General features: G+C 63.5%; 15 protein-coding genes. 7 read left to right on the top strand and 8 right to left on the bottom strand.

The features are described 5' to 3' along the window. Positions 1 to 179: 179 nt before the first annotated feature. Complete coding sequence (locus AC1DB0_RS02975) at positions 180 to 2456, top strand: TonB-dependent receptor domain-containing protein (RefSeq protein WP_476756601.1); 2277 nt, start codon at positions 180 to 182, stop codon at positions 2454 to 2456. Positions 2457 to 2466: 10 nt separating this feature from the next. Here AC1DB0_RS02975 and AC1DB0_RS02970 read toward each other — a convergent pair whose 3' ends face one another. After that, on the bottom strand, positions 2467 to 3864 hold the full coding sequence (locus tag AC1DB0_RS02970; RefSeq protein WP_476758596.1) for a sensor histidine kinase: 1398 nt from the start codon (positions 3862 to 3864) through the stop codon (positions 2467 to 2469). Further along, positions 3861 to 4577, bottom strand: coding sequence for a response regulator transcription factor (locus AC1DB0_RS02965; protein ID WP_054425197.1), 717 nt, complete (start codon positions 4575 to 4577; stop codon positions 3861 to 3863). Before AC1DB0_RS02965 ends, AC1DB0_RS02970 begins: the two co-directional genes overlap by 4 nt. A gap of 211 nt (positions 4578 to 4788) precedes the next feature. On the opposite strand from AC1DB0_RS02965, the gene AC1DB0_RS02960 reads away from it, so the two are divergent. The 5 genes from AC1DB0_RS02960 to AC1DB0_RS02940 are packed head-to-tail and all read left to right on the top strand — an operon-like array spanning position 4789 to position 10587. Then, positions 4789 to 6810 carry a ligand-gated channel protein gene (locus AC1DB0_RS02960; RefSeq protein WP_054425199.1) on the top strand — a complete coding sequence of 674 codons (2022 nt, stop codon included), beginning with the start codon at positions 4789 to 4791 and terminating at the stop codon, positions 6808 to 6810. A gap of 50 nt (positions 6811 to 6860) precedes the next feature. Then, positions 6861 to 7811, top strand: coding sequence for a siderophore ABC transporter substrate-binding protein (locus tag AC1DB0_RS02955; RefSeq protein WP_476756602.1), 951 nt, complete (start codon positions 6861 to 6863; stop codon positions 7809 to 7811). Positions 7812 to 7851: 40 nt separating this feature from the next. Then, positions 7852 to 8844: an ABC transporter permease gene (locus AC1DB0_RS02950; RefSeq protein ID WP_175169267.1), complete on the top strand. Its 993-nt coding sequence runs from the start codon at positions 7852 to 7854 to the stop codon at positions 8842 to 8844. Positions 8845 to 8896: 52 nt separating this feature from the next. After that, on the top strand, positions 8897 to 9832 hold the full coding sequence (locus tag AC1DB0_RS02945) for an iron chelate uptake ABC transporter family permease subunit (RefSeq protein WP_441371069.1): 936 nt from the start codon (positions 8897 to 8899) through the stop codon (positions 9830 to 9832). Beyond that, complete coding sequence (locus tag AC1DB0_RS02940; RefSeq protein ID WP_476756603.1) at positions 9829 to 10587, top strand: iron ABC transporter ATP-binding protein; 759 nt, start codon at positions 9829 to 9831, stop codon at positions 10585 to 10587. Before AC1DB0_RS02945 ends, AC1DB0_RS02940 begins: the two co-directional genes overlap by 4 nt. 105 nt (positions 10588 to 10692) lie before the next feature. Here the strand turns inward: AC1DB0_RS02940 and AC1DB0_RS02935 are convergent, their stop codons facing one another. The 5 genes from AC1DB0_RS02935 to AC1DB0_RS02915 all read right to left on the bottom strand — a co-directional run bounded on the left by AC1DB0_RS02935 (position 10693) and on the right by AC1DB0_RS02915 (position 16438). Beyond that, the gene (locus AC1DB0_RS02935) at positions 10693 to 11913 is read right to left on the bottom strand and encodes an MFS transporter (protein ID WP_054425204.1); all 1221 of its coding nucleotides are present in this window, start codon (positions 11911 to 11913) and stop codon (positions 10693 to 10695) included. A 208-nt stretch (positions 11914 to 12121) separates the two neighbouring features. Next, the gene (locus tag AC1DB0_RS02930) at positions 12122 to 14242 is read right to left on the bottom strand and encodes a bifunctional 2',3'-cyclic-nucleotide 2'-phosphodiesterase/3'-nucleotidase (RefSeq protein WP_476756604.1); all 2121 of its coding nucleotides are present in this window, start codon (positions 14240 to 14242) and stop codon (positions 12122 to 12124) included. Positions 14243 to 14400: 158 nt separating this feature from the next. Continuing rightward, positions 14401 to 15222, bottom strand: coding sequence for a hydroxyethylthiazole kinase (gene thiM / locus AC1DB0_RS02925; RefSeq protein ID WP_476756605.1), 822 nt, complete (start codon positions 15220 to 15222; stop codon positions 14401 to 14403). 101 nt (positions 15223 to 15323) lie between these two features. Beyond that, entirely contained in the window at positions 15324 to 15911 is a 588-nt protein-coding gene (locus AC1DB0_RS02920; RefSeq protein WP_476756606.1) for a hypothetical protein, read from the bottom strand. Between the two features lie 179 nt (positions 15912 to 16090). Further along, complete coding sequence (locus AC1DB0_RS02915; protein ID WP_476758595.1) at positions 16091 to 16438, bottom strand: hypothetical protein; 348 nt, start codon at positions 16436 to 16438, stop codon at positions 16091 to 16093. A gap of 429 nt (positions 16439 to 16867) precedes the next feature. Between AC1DB0_RS02915 and AC1DB0_RS02910 the strand changes: the two genes are divergently transcribed. Beyond that, positions 16868 to 17686, top strand: a complete 819-nt coding sequence (locus tag AC1DB0_RS02910) for an alkaline phosphatase D family protein (protein ID WP_476756607.1) — start codon at positions 16868 to 16870, stop codon at positions 17684 to 17686. Between the two features lie 39 nt (positions 17687 to 17725). Here AC1DB0_RS02910 and AC1DB0_RS02905 read toward each other — a convergent pair whose 3' ends face one another. Next, positions 17726 to 18235 (bottom strand): hypothetical protein, encoded by a 510-nt coding sequence (locus tag AC1DB0_RS02905; protein WP_447982016.1) that lies wholly within the window; start codon positions 18233 to 18235, stop codon positions 17726 to 17728. Positions 18236 to 18260 lie beyond the last annotated feature (25 nt).

Below are 18260 nucleotides of genomic sequence, written 5' to 3'. Positions count from 1 at the left end.
GTCAGTTGTCGTGCGGATGCATCACATTTCTAAGATTTTTCTCAAAGCTGTCTAAAAACTGAATAAATGCTGACAAAAAGTTGAATGACATATTAGGAATGAATATCATTGCCGTTCATTGAAATTATCAATCAGCGCAATGCGCGCCGCCCTGTTCGGGCGGTTCCCTTTGATTCCCTATGTCGACTCTTCACAGCATCCACGGCTCCGTTCGAGCTCGTCGTTCACCTTCCCATTCCTTCCGTCTATTGCCGCTGGCTTTGCCCCTGACTTTGCCCCTGACGCTGGCGCTGGCAACGATCGGCGCCGCGCATGCGCAACCCGTCCCGGGCGCCCAGGAAGACACCATGGGTGTTGCGCAAATGGACACGGTCGTGGTGACCGCCTCCGGCTTCGAGCAGGACATCAAGAACGCGCCCGCATCCATTTCGGTGATCACGCGAGAGCAGCTGGAGACCAAGCCCTTTCACAATCTGGCCGATGCGGTGTCGGACGTGGAAGGCGTGACGGTCGAGCGGGGCGGCAAGGCGGGCGGCATGAACATCAGCATCCGCGGCTTGCCCAGCGACTACACGCTGGTGCTGGTGGACGGCAAGCGCATGAGCCAGAACAGCTCGGGCGCGCGCCCCAATGGCTTTGGCGACGTGGACACCAACTTCATTCCGCCGATGGCCGCCATCGAGCGCATCGAGGTGGTGCGTGGCCCCATGTCCACCCTGTATGGGTCGGATGCGATGGGCGGGGTCATCAACATCATCACGCGCAAGGTCAGCCAGGATTGGATGGGCCAGATCACGCTGGACGGCACGGCGCAGGGCGACAACACCTTCGGCAACAACTACGGCGCGGCGTTCTACCTGAGCGGCCCCATCAAGACCGACAAGCTGGGCCTGACCTTGCGCGGCGGCCACTATCGCCGCCTGAGCGCCAACGGCAGCTACCCCGTCAATCAGGCCGAGTACAACAGCGGCAACTACACCGGCGACATCGCCAGCTTCTCCGGCCTTGGCGACAGCACGCAGCAGAACGTTGGGCTGCGCCTGTCGCTGACGCCGAACCGCAATCACGACGTTCTGCTGGACGTGGACAGCTACTGGCAGACGTATGACAACGCCAATGGCGAACTCGGCACGCTGAACACCAGTATTGCGCCCAACCGCCAAGGCGGCGGCTACGAACCCGAAATGAAGTTCAACCGTCAGCGCTATGCCTTGACGCATCTGGGCCGATACGGCAATTCCATCAGCTCGGACACGAGCTTTGTGTACGACACCACCGAAACCATCGGCCGCACCAATCCCATGAACGCGCCCCGCAAGCCGACGGACGGCGACAAGCGCGATCTGGAATACGACAACTGGGTGCTGGACACGAAGTGGACGATGCCGCTGTTCAACGACCGGCACAACCTGACGCTGGGCGGCCAGTGGCGCGAGCAGCACTTCAAAGACACGCTGGTGTCCGCGCCGCTGAACCTGCGCCAGTATCAATGGGCATTGTTCGCGGAAGACGAATGGCGCATTGTCGATGACCTGGCATTGACGGCGGGCGCCCGTTACGACCGCAACGAACAGTTCGGCGGCAAGTGGAGTCCGCGCGGCTATCTGGTGTGGAACGCCACGCCGATGTGGACGGTCAAGGGCGGCGTCAGCAAGGGCTACAAAACGCCCGACATCAACCTGATGACCGACGGCATCATCGGCCTGGGCGCGCAAGGCACCATGCCGCTGCTGGGCAATTCGCAGCTGAAGCCGGAAAGCAGCACCTCGTCGGAACTGGGCTTGCTGTTTGACGACGGCGAAGGCCTGTCCGGCAATCTGACCGCCTTCCACACCAAGTTCAAAGACAAGATCGACAGCCAGAACGTGCCGAACTGCCTGGCGGTGGGCGGCCCCGCGCCGGGCTGCCTGGACCTGGGCGTATGGGAGCGCAACGGCATACCGGTGGCGAACTTCTCGCAGCGCGTGAACATCGACACCGCGACCATCCAGGGCTTTGAGCTGGGCGGCCGGATTCCGCTTTATGGCGGCGTGTCGTTCAACGGCAATTACACGCTGACCGCCAGCGAAGTCACCTCCGGCGCCAAGCAAGGCCAGCCGCTGGGTTCGCAGCCTCGCCACAGCTTGAACCTGGGCCTGAACTGGCGCATCAACGAGCAGTTCAACGCCTGGGTGCGCGGCGAGTATCGCGCCAAGCAGTTCAATGACATGAACTGGGAGAAGGAACAGGTGTTCTACAACCCGTACTGGCTGGCCAGCATGGGCGGCTCGTATGTGGTCAACAAGAACGTGACGCTGTCGGCGTCGGTGTTCAACCTGTTCGACAAGAACTTCGTGAACTACGGGCCGACCAAAATCGGCACGAGCGAGCCCGCTGCCAATGCGAACTGGGCCAACTCGTACCGCCAGGTGCTGGAAGGCCGCCGCTTGTGGGTGTCGGCGAACATCACGTTCTAAATTGCCGGGGTTAGGTCGAAGATTGGCGCGGCAGCTCCATCCGCACGCTCAGGCCTTGCGGAGACATGTTGCGCGCCGATATCCGCCCCTTGTGCGCGGCGATGGCGGCTTGGGCGATGGACAGCCCGAGCCCCGCGCCGGAGCCCGCGGTGTTCTTGTCCGACGCCACACGGTAGAACGGTTCGAACAGCGACTCCAGATCTTGCGCCGGTACGCCCGGCCCGCGGTCTTCGATTTCCAGGCAGGCTTCACGCGCGCTGATCAGCAGCCGCACCCGGATGGCGCTGTGCGCGGGGGCGAAGCGCAAGGCGTTGCGCAGCACGTTTTCAATCGCGCTGGACAAGCTGTCGCGCTCGCCCGTCACCATGACCGGTGCGGGCGGCTCCCAGGTGATGCGCACGTGCAGCGCGTCGGCCTCGAAACGCGCATCGTCCACCACGTCGGACACAATGGCGGTCAGGTCCAGCGTATCGCTGGGTTCGGGCAACGCGCCCAGACGAGCCAGCCGCAAGGTATTGCCCACCAGCGCATCCAGGCGTTCACATTCGCGTTCAATGCGATCCAGCTGCACGTCTTGACGTTCGTCTTTGCGCCGCGCAAGTTCAGACGCGAGCCTTAAGCGCGCCAGCGGCGAGCGCAATTCGTGGGCGATGTTGTGCAGCAGCTGTTCACGCGTATCGACCAAGGCCTTGAGCCGGTCGGCCATGGCGTTGAAATCACGCGCCAGCAAGCCCAGTTCGTCTTTGCGCCTGGCAAGCTTGGGCGGCGTGTGGGCATCCAGCCGGCCCGCCGCCAAGGCCTGGGTGGCGTGGCGCAGCTGCGTCAGTGGCGCGGTGACGTGCCGCGTCAACGCCCAGCAAAAAGGCGCCGTCACGGCCAGCGCAAACAGCAGCAAGGCCAGCGCCACGGGAGATAGCCMCAACACTTCCCAGTGCGAAGAGTCGAACGGCAGGAACAGCATCAGCAGCTCTGAGCCATCCGGCAGCACCAGCAATTGAGGTTGCCACCACGACACGCGTTCGCTGACGGCATCGGGTTGCGGGTAGTCCGCGTGCGGGGCAGGGTCCGAGGCCGCGCGATAGGCGCCCAACCAATCGTGCATGCGCGTGGGCAGGGTGCGGCCCAGAATTTCGGTGTCGCGCGTGTCCAGCACGTAGATCTTTAGCGCGGAATAGCGCTGATCCATGGCCTCGACCCAGCGCGTCAGGCCCTCCTTGCCCTGGATGCGCGCCACCTGCCGGGCGTCTTGGGTCAGGCTGGCGGGGTTCAAGCCATCCAGCGAGTTGATGCGATACCAGGCAACCGTGGCGGTGAACAGCATGCCGCACACCAGGATGATCGCCATGGCGCACCAGAAGGTCAGAAAGGCGCGCCAGAAAAGGGACCGCGTGGGCAGCGGCCAGCTCATGCTGCCGCGCCCGCCAGCACGTAGCCCAGCCCTCGCAGGTTACGGATCGACAGCGTGTCGCCGGACGCATCCAGGCGCAACTTCTTGCGCAAGGTGCTGATGTGGGTGTCGATGCTGCGGTCGTAGCGTTCGGGGCGGCGGCCCAAGGCGTACATGCCGATCTGCTCACGCGCGACCACCTGGCCAGGCACGCGCATCAGCAGTTCCAGGATGCGCTGTTCGGCCCCGGTCAGCAGGACTTCTTCCTGACCCAATCGTGCACGGCCGGACGCCGGGTCCAGCGACAACGCGCCCAGCGTCAGGCAGGGCTTGGTGGTCTCGGGCACTTCTTCAAAGCGCCGCATCACGGCAGTGATACGGGCCTTGAGTTCGCGTGGGCTGAACGGCTTGGCCAGATAGTCGTCGGCGCCGAACTCCAGCCCCAGCACGCGGTCGGTCTCGCTGCCGTGGGCCGTGAACATGATCACGGGCCGGCGCGATCGCGCGCGGTATTGCTTGAGCAGGTCCAGGCCATTGCCGTCGGGCAGCATCAGGTCCAGCAGCACCAGGTCATAGTCGTCTTGCGCCAGCAGGGCAAGACCCTGCGCGCCGGTGTGGGCCAGTGTCAGCAGGCAGTGATTGGGTTCGAGGTATTCGCGCAGCATCTGAGCCAGCTCGACATCGTCGTCGATCAGGAGGATGCGGCGCGTAACCGCTGTGTGTGAGAAAAGCATCCGTTATCTGTGTTCCGCACCCGGCAGTTTGGCTGATGGCCGAACTTCCAAGTGTCAAGAAGTGCGAAGAAAGTAAAAGTTGCGGAAAGGCATTTGCCGGATTCCGACAGCCTCAATTCTAATATGAGAATAGTTTTCATTAAGAAATAAGAGGTGGGCCCGGTGTTGCACGTGGGGTGCGGCAGGGTCCGGTACGGGAGAAAGCGGAATCATGAGCAGCAAAGATCTGGCCTTGGGCGGGCGCGTCACGGTGTCGCGTACGCAACTGGCGGCGGCCCTGTGCGCGGCCGGTTTGGGCATGAGCCCGGCGGCCGTTTGGGCGCAAAACGACAGTTCGGCCAAGACCCTGGAAACCGTCGTTGTGACGGCCAGCGGCTTCGAGCAGCAGATTCAAGATGCGCCGGCGTCCATCAGCGTGATCACCCGCGAAGATCTGGACAAGAAGTTCTACCGCGACGTGAATGACGCGTTGATCGACGTGCCGGGCGTCATCATCACCGGCGGCGGCGACCGTCAGGACATTTCGCTGCGCGGCATGGGCCCGCAATACACGCTGATCTTGATCGACGGCAAGCGCCAGAGCTCCCGCGAAACCCGTACCAACTCTGATTCTTCCGGCGTCGAAGGCGGCTGGACGCCGCCGCTTGCCGCCATCGAACGCATTGAAGTGGTGCGCGGCCCGATGTCGTCGCTGTATGGCTCGGATGCCATGGGCGGCGTGATCAATATCATCACGCGCAAGGTGCCCAAGGAATGGCATGGCGAGATCCGCATGGATACGACCATTCAGGAAAGCAGCAAATCGGGCGACATCTACCAGGGCAATTTTTATCTGGCGGGCCCGATCAAGAATGATTTGCTGGGCTTGCAGATCTACGGTCAGGCCTCGCAGCGCGATGAAGACAACATCGTCGACGGCTTCCGCAAGCGCAATTCGGATAGCGTGACCGCCAAGCTTGCGCTCACGCCGAACCGCGACCACGACATCGTGCTGGAAGCCACCACGATGCGCCAGAAAATCCAGGAAACGCTGGGCAAGACGGTTGCGCCGCTGGCGCCGGGCGAGGCCTGCGGGCGTAACGGCTGCCCGGCATCGGCCCAGACGGACTATCGCAGCAACAAGTGGGCGCTGTCGCATACCGGCCGCTGGGGTTGGGCCGTGTCGGACAGCTATGTGCAGCAGGAAGAGTTCGACAACCGTTCGCGGCAAATGAAGGTCAAGAACCTGAACCTGCAATCGAGCTGGACGCTGCCGTTGGGTTCGCACATGTTGACCTTGGGCGGCACGTATCTCAGCCAGCGCTTGAACGATCAAACCGGCAATCAGTTGTCGGGCGGCCCGAGCAAGATCGACCGCTACCAGTGGGCCTTGTTCGCCGAAGACGAATGGCGCCTGACCGACAGCTTCGCGCTGACCGCCGGCCTGCGCATGGACGAAGACGAGAACTTCGGCACGCACTTCAGCCCGCGTTTGTACGGCGTGTGGCACATGGCGGAGCGCTGGACGTTGAAGGGTGGTGTGTCTACGGGCTTCCGTGCGCCGGACCTGCGCCAGACGGTGGCGGGCTGGGGCCAGGTCAGCCGCGGCGGCAACATGTATGGCAACCCCGACCTGACACCCGAGAAGTCGGTTACTGAAGAAATCGGCATCCTGTATGACGACGGCGAAGGCTTCAACGCCGGCCTGACCGTCTTCAACAACGACTTCAAGGACAAGATCACCCGCGTGGCTTGCCCGTTGTCGCAGTGCACGGAAGGCCCCAACCAGTTTGGCTCCAACCCCACCACCTACATGAACGTGGACAAGGCGGTGTCGCGCGGCGTGGAAGCCAGCATGAAGCTGCCGTTGGCGCGTGACTGGTCGTTGACCAGCAGCTACACGTTCACCAAGTCGGAACAGAAGTCGGGCCAGTACAAGGGCGAGCCCTTGAACCAATTGCCCAAGCATCTGTTCACCACCACGGTGAACTGGGAAGCGTCCGACGCGCTGCAAGCCTGGGCGCGCGTGAACTATCGCGGCAAGGAAAGCCAGCCGACAACCGGCGCCTCGTCGTCGTCGGTGGTGGCGCCGTCCTACACCTTTGTGGATATGGGCGCGTCGTACGCGGTGAACAAGACCGTGTCGGTGTACGCCGGCATCTACAACCTGTTCGACAAGCAAGTCACGTATGACGACTACGCATACGTGGAAGACGGCCGCCGTTACTGGCTGGGCGTCGGCGTGAAGTTCTAAGTTTCAGGAAAGGGGGGCGCTTGCGTCCCCCGCAACACGAAGAGGTTTCTATGACGAAGCAAGGAAAAACGGGCTGTGGCCGCCGCGGGTTGCTGCAAGTTGCCGCCGCCCTGGCCTTGGGCGCCGCGACGACCGTCTGCGCCGCGCAAACCACGGTGCCTGTCAAACATGCGCGCGGTGAAACCGCCGTGCCGGCCAACCCCGCCAAGACCGTGGTGATGGACCTGGCCGTGCTGGACACGATGCATGCGCTGGGTGTTGAAGCCACGGGCGTACCTGCCGTTGCCAAGTGGCCGCCGCAATTGGCGCAGTACGCCGATGAGCGTTATCTGAAAGTGGGTTCCATGTTCGAACCCAACTACGAAGTGATCCACGCCGCGCAGCCGCAGGTGATCTTCGTGGCAGGCCGCTCGGCGCCCAAGTACGACGAGCTGTCCAAGCTGGCGCCCACGGTCGACCTGACGGTTGACGCCAAAGATCTGGTCGGCAGCGTCACGCGCAACACCGAAACGCTGGCCGCCTTGTACGGCAAAGAGGCAGAGGCCAAGCAGAAGCTGGCGGCCTTGCAGGCTTCGATCAAGACGCTGCACGACAAGGCCGGCTCGGCCGGCACCGCGTTGATCGTGCTGACCACGGGCGGCAAGATGAGCGCCTATGGCCCCGGCTCGCGCTTTGGCGTGATCCACGACGCCTTTGGCGTCAAGCCCGCCGCACCCGACCTGAACGTGTCGAACCACGGCCAGGCGATCTCGTTCGAGTTCATGGCCCAGACCGACCCCGACTGGCTGTTCGTGATCGACCGCGATGCCGCCATCGGCCGAGAAGGCGTGTCGGCCCAGCGCATGCTGGACAACGATCTGGTGCGCCCGACCAAGGCGTGGAAGAACAAGCGGGTGGTGTATCTGAATGGCTTTAACTGGTATTTGCTGGGCAGTGCCGGGCTGACGGCGATGCAGCAGAACGTGGACGACATCACTGCGGCGTTGGCACAAGGAAAGTAAGCGGAGTGCGGGAAACGTGGGAAGCGAGGGAAGGCCGCCCGTGAGCTGGCGGCAGACGATTAGCGGTTGGGGCGGCCTGGCCGTCGTGTTGCTGGTGCTGGTGCTGTTGTGCGCGGCCAGCGTCAGCCTGGGCGCGGGGCAGCTGTCATTGACGGCGTTGTGGGGCGAGGGCGATGCCGCCGAACGCGCCTGGCGCCTGATGATGGTCAGCCGCGTGCCACGCACCTTGGCCTTGCTGCTGGCCGGCATGTCGCTGGCGGTGGCCGGGCTGATCATGCAGATGCTGGTGCGCAACCGCTACGTCGAACCCACGACGGCCGGCACCGTCGAGTCCGCCACGCTGGGCATCCTGGTCGTCACCTTGCTGGCGCCCGACACGCCAGTGATCGGCAAGATGCTCACCGCCACCGCCTTCGCGCTGGCCGGCACCTTGCTGTTCCTGGCGCTCTTGCGCCGCGTGCCGCTGCGCACGCCGTTCATCGTGCCCTTGATCGGGCTGATCCTGGGCGGCGTCATTCATGCAATGACCACCTTCGTGGCCTTTCGCTTTGACCTGCTGCAATCGCTGCACGCCTGGACTACGGGCGATTTCTCGGGCGTGTTGCGCGGGCGCTATGAATTGCTGTGGATTGGTTTCGCGCTGGCCTGCGCGGCCTACGCCGCCGCCGACCGCTACACGGTGGCGGGCATGGGCCGCGAGTTCGCGTCCAACCTGGGCCTGAACCATGCGCGCCTGACGCTGGTGGGCCTGCTGATCGTATCGGCCATCTCGGCCGTGGTGGTGGTGACGGCGGGCGCCATTCCTTTTCTGGGCCTTATCGTGCCCAACGCCGTCAGCCTGATTCTGGGCGACAACATGCGTCGATCCATTCCCTGGGTGGCGGGGCTGGGCGGCGTCTTCGTGCTGGCCTGCGACATCATCGGCCGGCTGGTGATACACCCCTACGAAATTCCGATCGGCACCGTTGTGGGCGTGCTGGGCAGCATCTTGTTCCTGTGCCTGCTGCGCCTGCGGAGGAATCGTCTTGGCTGAACTTGTGAAAGCCGCCTCCGCGCTGCGCGCGACGAAAACCCCGCCCCAACCGATGCGTTTGTTCTGGCTGGCCGCCGCCGCGCTGGCGTGCGTGGCCGCGTTCATGACCTTGGGCGCCAACGGCCAGTGGTCGTTCGTGATTCCATTTCGCGGCGGCAAGCTGATTACGATGCTGTTGGTGGCGTATGCCGTGGCCGTGTCATCGGTGCTGTTCCAGACGATTACCCACAACCGCATCCTGACGCCCGCCATCATGGGTTTTGACGCGCTGTACCTGTTGATTCAGGCCGTCGTGGTGTTCGGCTTCGGCCAGGCCGCAACGGCAGCGAACCACCCCGTGGCGGCGTTCCTGTTGGAAGTCTGCGCCATGACGGCGTTTGCGTGCCTGCTGTTTCGCTGGTTGTTTTCAGACGCCGTGCGCAGCCTGCATTTGATGATGCTGGTGGGCATCATCTTCGGGCTGCTGTTTCGCAGCCTGTCCAATTTCATGGTGCGGCTGATCGACCCCAACGAATTTCTGGTGCTGCAAGACCGCATGTTCGCCAGCTTCAATTCGGTGCGCGTGTCGCTCTTGCCGATTGCGTTTGCCGCCGTCTGCGTGGCCACGCTGGTGATCTGGCGCATGCGCCATCGCTACGACGTGCTGGCGCTGGGCCGCGAGATTGCCGTGAACCTGGGCGTGGACTATCGCCGCAGCTTGATGCTGACGCTCGGCGCCATCGCCGTGCTGGTGTCGGTGTCTACCGCGCTGGTGGGGCCGGTGACGTTCTTCGGCCTGCTCGTCAGCAACCTGGCGTATCAGGCGATGGGTTCCGACAAGCACAAGTACACCATTCCCGCCGCCACGATGCTGAGCGTCATCTTCCTGGTGGGCGGCCAGACGCTGCTGGAACGCGTGCTGGGCCTGAACACCACGGTCAGCGTGGTGATCGAATTCGTAGGCGGCGTGATGTTCCTCGTCCTGATTTTGCGCAAGGGGCGCCGATGATTGAAATAACCGAAGTCAGCAAGCAGTACGGCGACAGCGTGGTCGTTGATGGCGTCAGCTTGCAATTGCCGGCCAATGGCGTCACCGCCATCATCGGGCCAAACGGCGCGGGTAAATCGACCTTGCTGTCGATGGTCAGCCGCTTGCTGCCGCTATCGGCGGGCCAGATCCAGGTGGATGGGCTGGACGTGACGAAGGCCGACAGCCGCGAGCTTGCACGCCGCCTGTCCATCTTGCGGCAAGACAACCATCTTCCCTTGCGGCTGACGGTGAAGGACTTGGTCGCGTTTGGCCGCTACCCGCACACGGGCGGCCGGCTCACGCTGGACGACAAGACCCATATCGACCGCGCCATTGCTTATTTGAACCTGGAACCGCTGGCAGACCGCTATCTGGATGAGATGTCGGGTGGACAGCGTCAGCGCGCGTTTGTGGCGATGGTGCTATGCCAGGACACGCGCTACGTGCTGCTGGACGAACCGCTGAACAGCCTGGACATGAAGCACGCGGTGGCCATGATGGGCACCCTGCGCCGCGCGGCGGATGAGCTGGGCAAGACGGTGGTGCTGGTGCTGCACGACATCAATTTTGCGTCCACCTACGCCGACCGCATCGTGGCGATGCGGCAAGGCAAGATCGCGCATCAAGGCACGCCGGAAGCACTGATCCGGCCCGAGGTGCTGAGCCCCTTGTATGAATTGCCCATCGACGTGCACGAGATCTGCGGCAAGCGGATCTGCGTGTATTACCGGTAGGGGGCAGGGCGGGCGTAGCCCACCCCGCGGGATCGTGAGCGCAGTGCGCTCAGGCAGCGCGCTCAGGCAGCGCGTTCCGCCAGGGTGTTAAGACTGCGCGCAAACTCAGCGCGCCGATTCCGTGCTGGCGACCAGCCCGCTGCGACGCGCGGCGCGATGCTGGCGTTCCAGCAAGACGGCCCACAGCCACAAGGGCAAGCTGGCCAGCGCCAGCAGGCTGCCGACCCAGCCGGTCGACGTCCAGCCATAGCCCGCGGCAATCGCCAGGCCGCCCAGTAACGGGCCCAACGCGTTGGCGGTGTTGAAGGCCGAGTGGTTCAGGGCCGCGGCCAGGCCTTGCGCATCGCCCGCGACGTCCATCAGCCGGGTTTGCAGCACGGTGCCCAATGCGCCGCCCACCCCCACCAGGAACACGTTCAGCGTGATCAGCCAGACGTTGTGCGCCATCAGCGGGAACAGCGCCAGCACCACGGCCGACCACACCAGCAGCAGGCCGGCCGTGCGCATGACGGCGCGATCGGCAAAGATCGGCACCACCATATTGCCCACGGTCAGGCCCACGCCAAACGCGCTGAGCACGAACGGCACCACCGACGGCGACACCTGCGTGACGGCGGTGAGCGTGTCGGCCAGATACGTGTAGACCGAGAACAAGCCGCCAAAACCCACGGCGCCGATCGCCAGCGTGATCCAGACCTGGCCGCGGCCCAGGGCGCTCAGCTCGCGCAGCGGGCTGGCCTTGTGGTCGGCGGGCGTGTCGGGCGCGTAGATGGCCACGCTGATCATCGTCAGCACCGCCAGCAGCGACACGAGGCCGAAGCTCCAGCGCCAGCCAATCACCTGGCCCAGCCAGTTGGCCAGCGGCACGCCCACGATGGTGGCGACGGTCAGCCCCAGAAACACCCGGCCCACGGCCATCGTGCGCCGGTTGGCGGGCACGAGCGAACTGGCCACCAGCGATGCAATGCCGAAGTACGCGCCATGCGGCAAGCCGCTAAGAAAGCGGAAGAACAGCATCCAGTGGTAATTGGGGGCGATGGCGCTTAAGCCGTTGCCGACGGCGAACAGCGCCATCAGCGCAATCAGCAAGCGGCGGCGCGGCATTCTGGCGCCCAGCACAGCAAGAATGGGCGCGCCAACGACCACCCCCAACGCATAGGCGCTGATGACGTGGCCCGCGGTGGGCGCATCAATGCCCAGCGATTGAGAGAAATAGGGCAGCAGGCTCATCGTGGCGAACTCGGTGGTTCCGATGGCGAAACTGCCGACAGCCAGAGCAAGCAGCACCAGCGCGGGCCGGTGCTGCGTAGAAGAGGGGTGAGACATGAATGGACTAGGGGAGATTCGGCGGATGTTGCGGCGCAACAGCGCTATTGTAAGCACCGAAAGCTGTCATTTGTCTGTGTCGGCATTGACCATGCTTACAAGCTTGGGTCATAAGGCGGGGCGGGGCGCCTCGACCGCGAAGGGGGGCAGCCCGCAACGCCCTGTCCGCAACGCCCCGCCTTCCTCGCCGCCCCGCCGATAGGTCGGGCTACCGGCTGAGATCCACCGCGTAGCGCGACAACTGCGTGGTCGCGTCCGGCGTGGCGTCGTACACGGACACGTTCGTCACGCCATGCGCGGCGGCCATCGCCACGGTGCCAGGCACCGACCAGAACACCACCGGGCCGGCCAACGTGGCAAGCGGCTTGAAGCGCCAGCTGCGGTCTAAGCCATAGGTGGCCAGATCCAGCGTCGGGTTCTTCTTGATGTAGCTGATCAGCACATCACGGCTGGCGTCGGGCGCTTGCAGCACGATGTCGCCCTTGCCACCGGCCAGGCCGGGGAAGTCGCCGCCGCCGCTTGCGCGGTAGTTGTTGGTCACGACCAGGAACTGCGCGGCCGGGTCCAGCGGTGCGCCTTGGTACGTCAGCCCCGAAATGCGCGAGCCCTTGGGTTGGCTGACGTCTATCTCGTACTTCAGCGCATTGCCCGCGGCGTACAGCACGTCGAAGTTGAACGTGGGAAAGCTTGTGTCCACCAGATCTTGCGGCGCGACCTGGGCGGGGTCGATCTGCTTGAACTGTTCAGCCGTCTTCTCCAGCCACTGGCGCACGGTGTCGCCCGTGACGCGCACCACTTGCAGCGTGTTGGGATACAGATAGAGGTCGGCAGCATTGTTGATCGCCACATTGCCTTGCTTCACGAACGTGAAGTCGCCCGGGCCGTTACGCCCGCCCTTGAAAGGAGCGGCGGCCGACAGAATAGGCAGGTTGGCGTACGACGGATTGTTCTTCGCGATGTAATCCGTCAGGTAGTCGATCTGCGCCATGTTCACGATCTGCAACGCCGACACATCGCCCGTCAACGCGTAGTAAGTCGCCATGTCGAACTGGCTTTGGCCGATGGGCGTCTTCACGTAGTTGATGGTGGCGGCGTGTTCGGCCTGCACCAGCTGCTGCACGGCGGCGTCGGGCGCCACGTAGGTGGCCGGCGTGGTGCCGCTTTGCGCGGTCAGGCGCGTCGAGATGCGCGCGACCGTCGTGGCGTCCTTCTGCACCTGCCAGCCCTTGTCATACGCCAGCTTCAGCGTGATCTGGCCCAGGTTGTTGCCCCATTGGCCGGCCTGCACGGCAGGCACGCCGTTGATCAGGCCCTTGGCCAGATCAATGCCCGGCTGGCCCGCGAATTGAGACGTCGTGCTGGTGTCGGGAAACAGCAAGTGCTGGTGGCCGGTGATCAGTGCATCGATGCCCGGCACCTGGCTCAGGTAGCCCGCGCCGTTTTCCATCGACGGGCTATACGCCGTCTTCATGTCGATGCCGCCATGCGCCAGCGCCACGATGATGTCCGCGCCCGCGGCCTTCATGTCGGGCACATAGCGTTGCGCGGTTTCCTTCCAGCCCGTGACCTCGACATGGCCTTCCAGATTGGCCTTGTCCCATTGCAGAATGGGCGGCGGCGCAAAGCCAATGACGCCCACCTTCAACGGCACATCGATGGTCTTGCCGCTGGCGTCCGTGGCCTTGAACGTCTTGTCCAGCACCACCCAGGGTTTGAAGATGGGTTGCTTGCTGGCGGCCGACACCACGTTGGCCGACACGAACGGAAAGCCCGGCGCCGCGCAATCGCGCGCGCCTGCGGGGTTGGTCTGCGCCGTGCCTTTGCCAATGCCGGCTAGGCCGAAGTCCACGTTCGTGATCTGCGACAAAAAGGGCAGGCCGTAATTGAATTCGTGATTGCCCATCGTGCCGGCGTCATAGGCCAGCAGCTTCATCTGCTTATAGACGGCAATCATGTCCGAGCACTGCACGGGCGAGACCAGCGCCTGGTAGTCGGACAGCGCGGTGCCTTGGATGGTGTCGCCGTTGTCAAACAGCAGCGTGTTGGCGTGCTGCTTGCGGGCGTTGGCGATCAGCGTCGCGGTGCGATCCACGCCGTAGCTCTTGTCTTCGGCCAGCTTGTAGTAGTCGTACCCCAGCACGTTGGCGTGCAGGTCTGTCGTGGCCAGAATCGCAACGTCCAATGCCGCGCCTTGCGGCACGCTGGCCGCGGGCGGCGTGACCGCGCCGGAGTCGTCATCGTCATCATCATCGTTGCCGCAACCGGCCAGGCCGGTCAGGAGCAGCACGCTGGCGGATACCGCAAACAGTTTTCGTACGTGTGGCTTCACTGTCTTTCCTTCCGTGTCATGAAGGAAATCGATTTTGGGGACAGTGTGTGACCTGGGCGTGACACGGCCGCAGTGCGGAGCCGCTGCCGCGATCCATGCCTTAGCGCAGCGCGGTGCATCAGCGCATCGACGCATTCCTGCATCGACGCGTCGATGCCTTAGCGCAGCGGCGATTCCCGCGTCAGGCTTTCCACTTCCAGCGCCGCCAGCGCATCCAGGAATCGCCATGCGAATGATCCCGGGCCTTGGGCCAGCATGCCGGCGCGCTCGCCTGCAATCGCAAAGCAGGACAGGGCGGCGACAGCGGCGGTGAATGGGTCATCCTTCGCCACCGCCGCAAACGCGCCGACCAATGCGGTCAGCGCGCAGCCGGTGGCGGTCACGCGCGGCATCAGCGCCGACCCGCCTGTGATGTGCACACCACGCGTGCCGTCGGTGACGTAATCCGTTTCACCCGTCACGGCCACGACCGTGCCATGAGCGCGTGCAATGATGTCGGCCGATTGTTCCGCCTGCGCCACCGCGTCGCGCGCATCCACGCCGCGGCCACTGCTTTGGCCGCCGGAAAGCGCGATGATTTCCGAGGCGTTGCCACGGATGATGGCGGGGCGCAGCGCCAGCAACTGCTGCACGGCGTTGCGGCGAAAGGCCGTGGCGTGATGAGCCACCGGGTCGAGCACCCAGGGGATGCCGGCCTGGTTGGCCGATGCGGCGGTCAGCAACATGCTTTCCAGCCAGGGCGCGGACAACGTGCCGATGTTGATCACGACCGCACCGGCCAGGCGCGCGAACTCCGGCGCTTCGTCCGTGGCATGCACCATGGCGGGGGATGCACCCATGGCCAGCAGCACATTGGCGGCAATGTTCATGGACACAAAATTCGTCAGGCACTGCACCAGCGGCGCATCACGGCGCACGGTGGCGTAGAGGTCTTGCGAGGCTTGGGCGCGGGGGGCGAGTTCGGTGGAAGCGTCAGTCATGCGTTGGAATGTAGGCGTCTTGGCGTCGCGCGCCGGAGGATTGGTGTATGTTCTGGCGCGCGCCGGAGCTTGTCAAACGAAGGGGGCACACGCGCGGTGCTCTAGCCTGCCGCACGCGCCACAAACCACGCTTCGGTGTGGTTCGTCAGATAGCGGCCATTGATGCCATCGAAGCGTGCGGCGGCATCCGGCCACGCAATCAGTTTGCGTTCGGCCCGGCGTGCGGTTTCGCCGCTGGCACGGTCCACGGCATACACCTTGCGCGCCTGCGCCGCCGTGTCGAAAGCCAGGTCCGCAAACGCAGCGCAAGCGGTGTCGGCAGTCGGGATGGAAGCGCGGAGTTCTCCATTCAACAGGCAATCCGGCGCATAGTTTGCCCGTACGCCGCGCAGCAGACTGATCAGCCCGCTGCCCACCATGGCGTATATCCACTGCTCGCCGCCAGGGTGGCGCACCACGTACCTTGCGTGGAAGGTGGGTTCTGAAATCAGATTCGAATCGACGAACGTGACGAGGCGGCCCGCGCACTCGGCAATATCCGTCTGATAGCGGGGTGTTGCCGAGTGCGTCTGTTGCGAAACATCAATGCAGCGTATGGCTGGCAACCGCGCTTGAAGCGCACGGAAGAACGCGGCTTCGTCAATAGCGGTCATGAACACGCCCAGTTGGCGCGTCTTGCTTGTTCCCATCTCGTGCTCCGGCTCCTGGCGGTGTTCAAGATGGTATCGCTTTCTGGCTACTGGGCCATTCCTTTCCATGAACGGCTTTCGCTGTGGGAACGGAGGGAGCGTGGCCCCAAGATGGCGGCTTTCGCCCGGGATGCGGCGCTACGGTCTATGTGTGGGCGTCGCCTGTCATTTACCGTGACTCACTGCGTGACCTGGTAGCCACGTTGTTGCATGCAGCTGGTGTAAGCCGACGACGCGTTTGCATTCGTCTTTGCGTCTTCGCGCCGATCCTGGCGCTGCCGGGAGCCGCCTACCACAGCGCCCGCCACGGCGGCATTTTTCGCCTTGTCTTGCCGGTAGTCCTGCTTGCGGTCATCGTCGACGCGGTCAGAGATCTCGTCGTGTTGATTAGTGCGCGCGCCGGCGACGGCCGCCCCGGCCACTGCACCCGTTGCGGCGCCCCGGGCGCGCCCGCCGGATTGGGGCTCGCTGGGGGTGCTGGTGACGCCCGACTGCGATTGGCATGCCGCCACGTCTTGTTGAGTCATTTCGGGCGATTGGCCTTTCATCGGCGTCACGGTCTGCGCCGTGGCAATAACACCGTAAAGCAGTAACGAAGGGAGTAAGGAAACGGCACAGGGGAAGATGGACTTTTTCATGAAAACTCCATTGAGGTGTTGGGTGTCCCCGGAAGTTTCAGTCTAGCTTGGCAGGTAGATACCGTGCGCGAATCATCCATACCCCAGATGGGGTATGGGCCTTTCAAGGGCCGTATGGGCAAGATCATGGCCGCCCTTGCACCAGCCACCTTAAGGACCTGTTATGCGCATCGCGTTTGCATCCTGTATCGCCACCAATGTGTTCAGCGATCAACCCGTCTGGGAATGGATTGGTGCGCACGCACCCGATCATTTGATTCTGCTGGGCGACAGTATGTACCTGGAATCCACGTCGAGCAGGCAGGGCATCCCAAAGACATGAGCGAAAACGACTTTGCCAAACATGCCTTTGGCCGATACCGGGAATTGCTTAGCCAACCCCAGTTTTCAGCGCTGGTGAAATCTTTGCCGAAAGGGTCGGTCTGGGCCACGTGGGACGACCATGACTTTCTTTGGAATGACGCCTTGGGAGCGGTCGCCGCGGCGAACCCCCAGCATGCGCCAAAGATTCGCATGAGCACCGCTTTGCATGAGGCGTATCGACGGACGCTAGGGCTAGGGTTGGCCGCCGGTTCGTTTCCTGAATCCTATGCCGCGCCCGAGCTTTGGAACGTCAATCAGCCGGTTCTGGAAACGCCCAGCGTCTGGCTATCGGATGACGTGATGCTGCATCTTGCGGATGTTCGCACCTGGCGCACCGGCACGTGGCTCGTGCCGAAGAAAATATGCACCTTGTTGGGTGCCCCACAACGCGCTGCGTTCGATGCGGCGATGGATGCGGAGCCAAATGCGGTCCATCTCTTTGCAAGCGGCTCGGTCTGTGCCGACTACAAAATCGGGTACGCGGCAGACTGGAGCTGGCTGCTCGGCAGGGCCGCCGTGAGCAAAACCCTGGTGCTCAGCGGCGATATCCATCGCAATGAGTCGGATGCCTTTTTCACGGGCGGGTGGCCCCTGCATGAGGCCACGTCGTCGGGCGTGGCGGTGAAGGACGCCGTGACGGTAGGCCAAACGTGCAGAAACTACGGCCTTGTCGACATCGACAACAAGCATGTGTCGTTTTCTTTCTTCGCGGAAAATCAGCTTGAACCGCTGCATTCACGCACGTTGAGCCGCAAGACCTGGCTTCCGGTTTAAGGCGGGGGCGTGGTGGCGCTTGTGTGAGTGCCGCGCTGACTATGCCTGCGGTGATTGCGGGATTTCGATGTGAAACGCAGGGTCGCCATTGGCGGGAGAATAGAACTTCGAGATGTCGCCCGCGGCCTTTGCCTTTTCAAGCGCATTGAGAAAGCGCGTTCGATTGGCAATGGACGAAGGGGCGATATCGATCACGTTCAGTGCAGACGGGTCCGCACAATGCCGGCTGACCTTGCCTGGACCGAGCTCAAGAATTTTTGCTTCCATCGCGCCGAGTATCACTTGTCTGCCATGGCCCAACGGTTTCAGGCGCTGGTATTCGCGAATGACGGTCTGCCCGGCGGGGCCGTACAGGTCGAGCTGCTTCTGAATGCTTGCGGCCTCGATGTTCACGAACATGGCGCGGGCTTGGCTAGCAGGCGTGCGCACGGTGCTGGTGATGACGCAGGATGGCAGCCCGGCGGAATCCAGGATTGAACTCAGGATTGAACGGGAGTGCTCGCTGACGACGGACGCGTCTGCGCTGGGAATGAATTTGATGCTGGCCATAACATCATGCTCCTGTAGCGGATTT

The sequence above is a fragment of the Achromobacter sp. 10T422 genome (assembly GCF_056394065.1).
The sequence above is the reverse complement of the archived record's forward strand: the minus strand, read 5'-3'. Positions and strand labels throughout refer to the sequence as shown.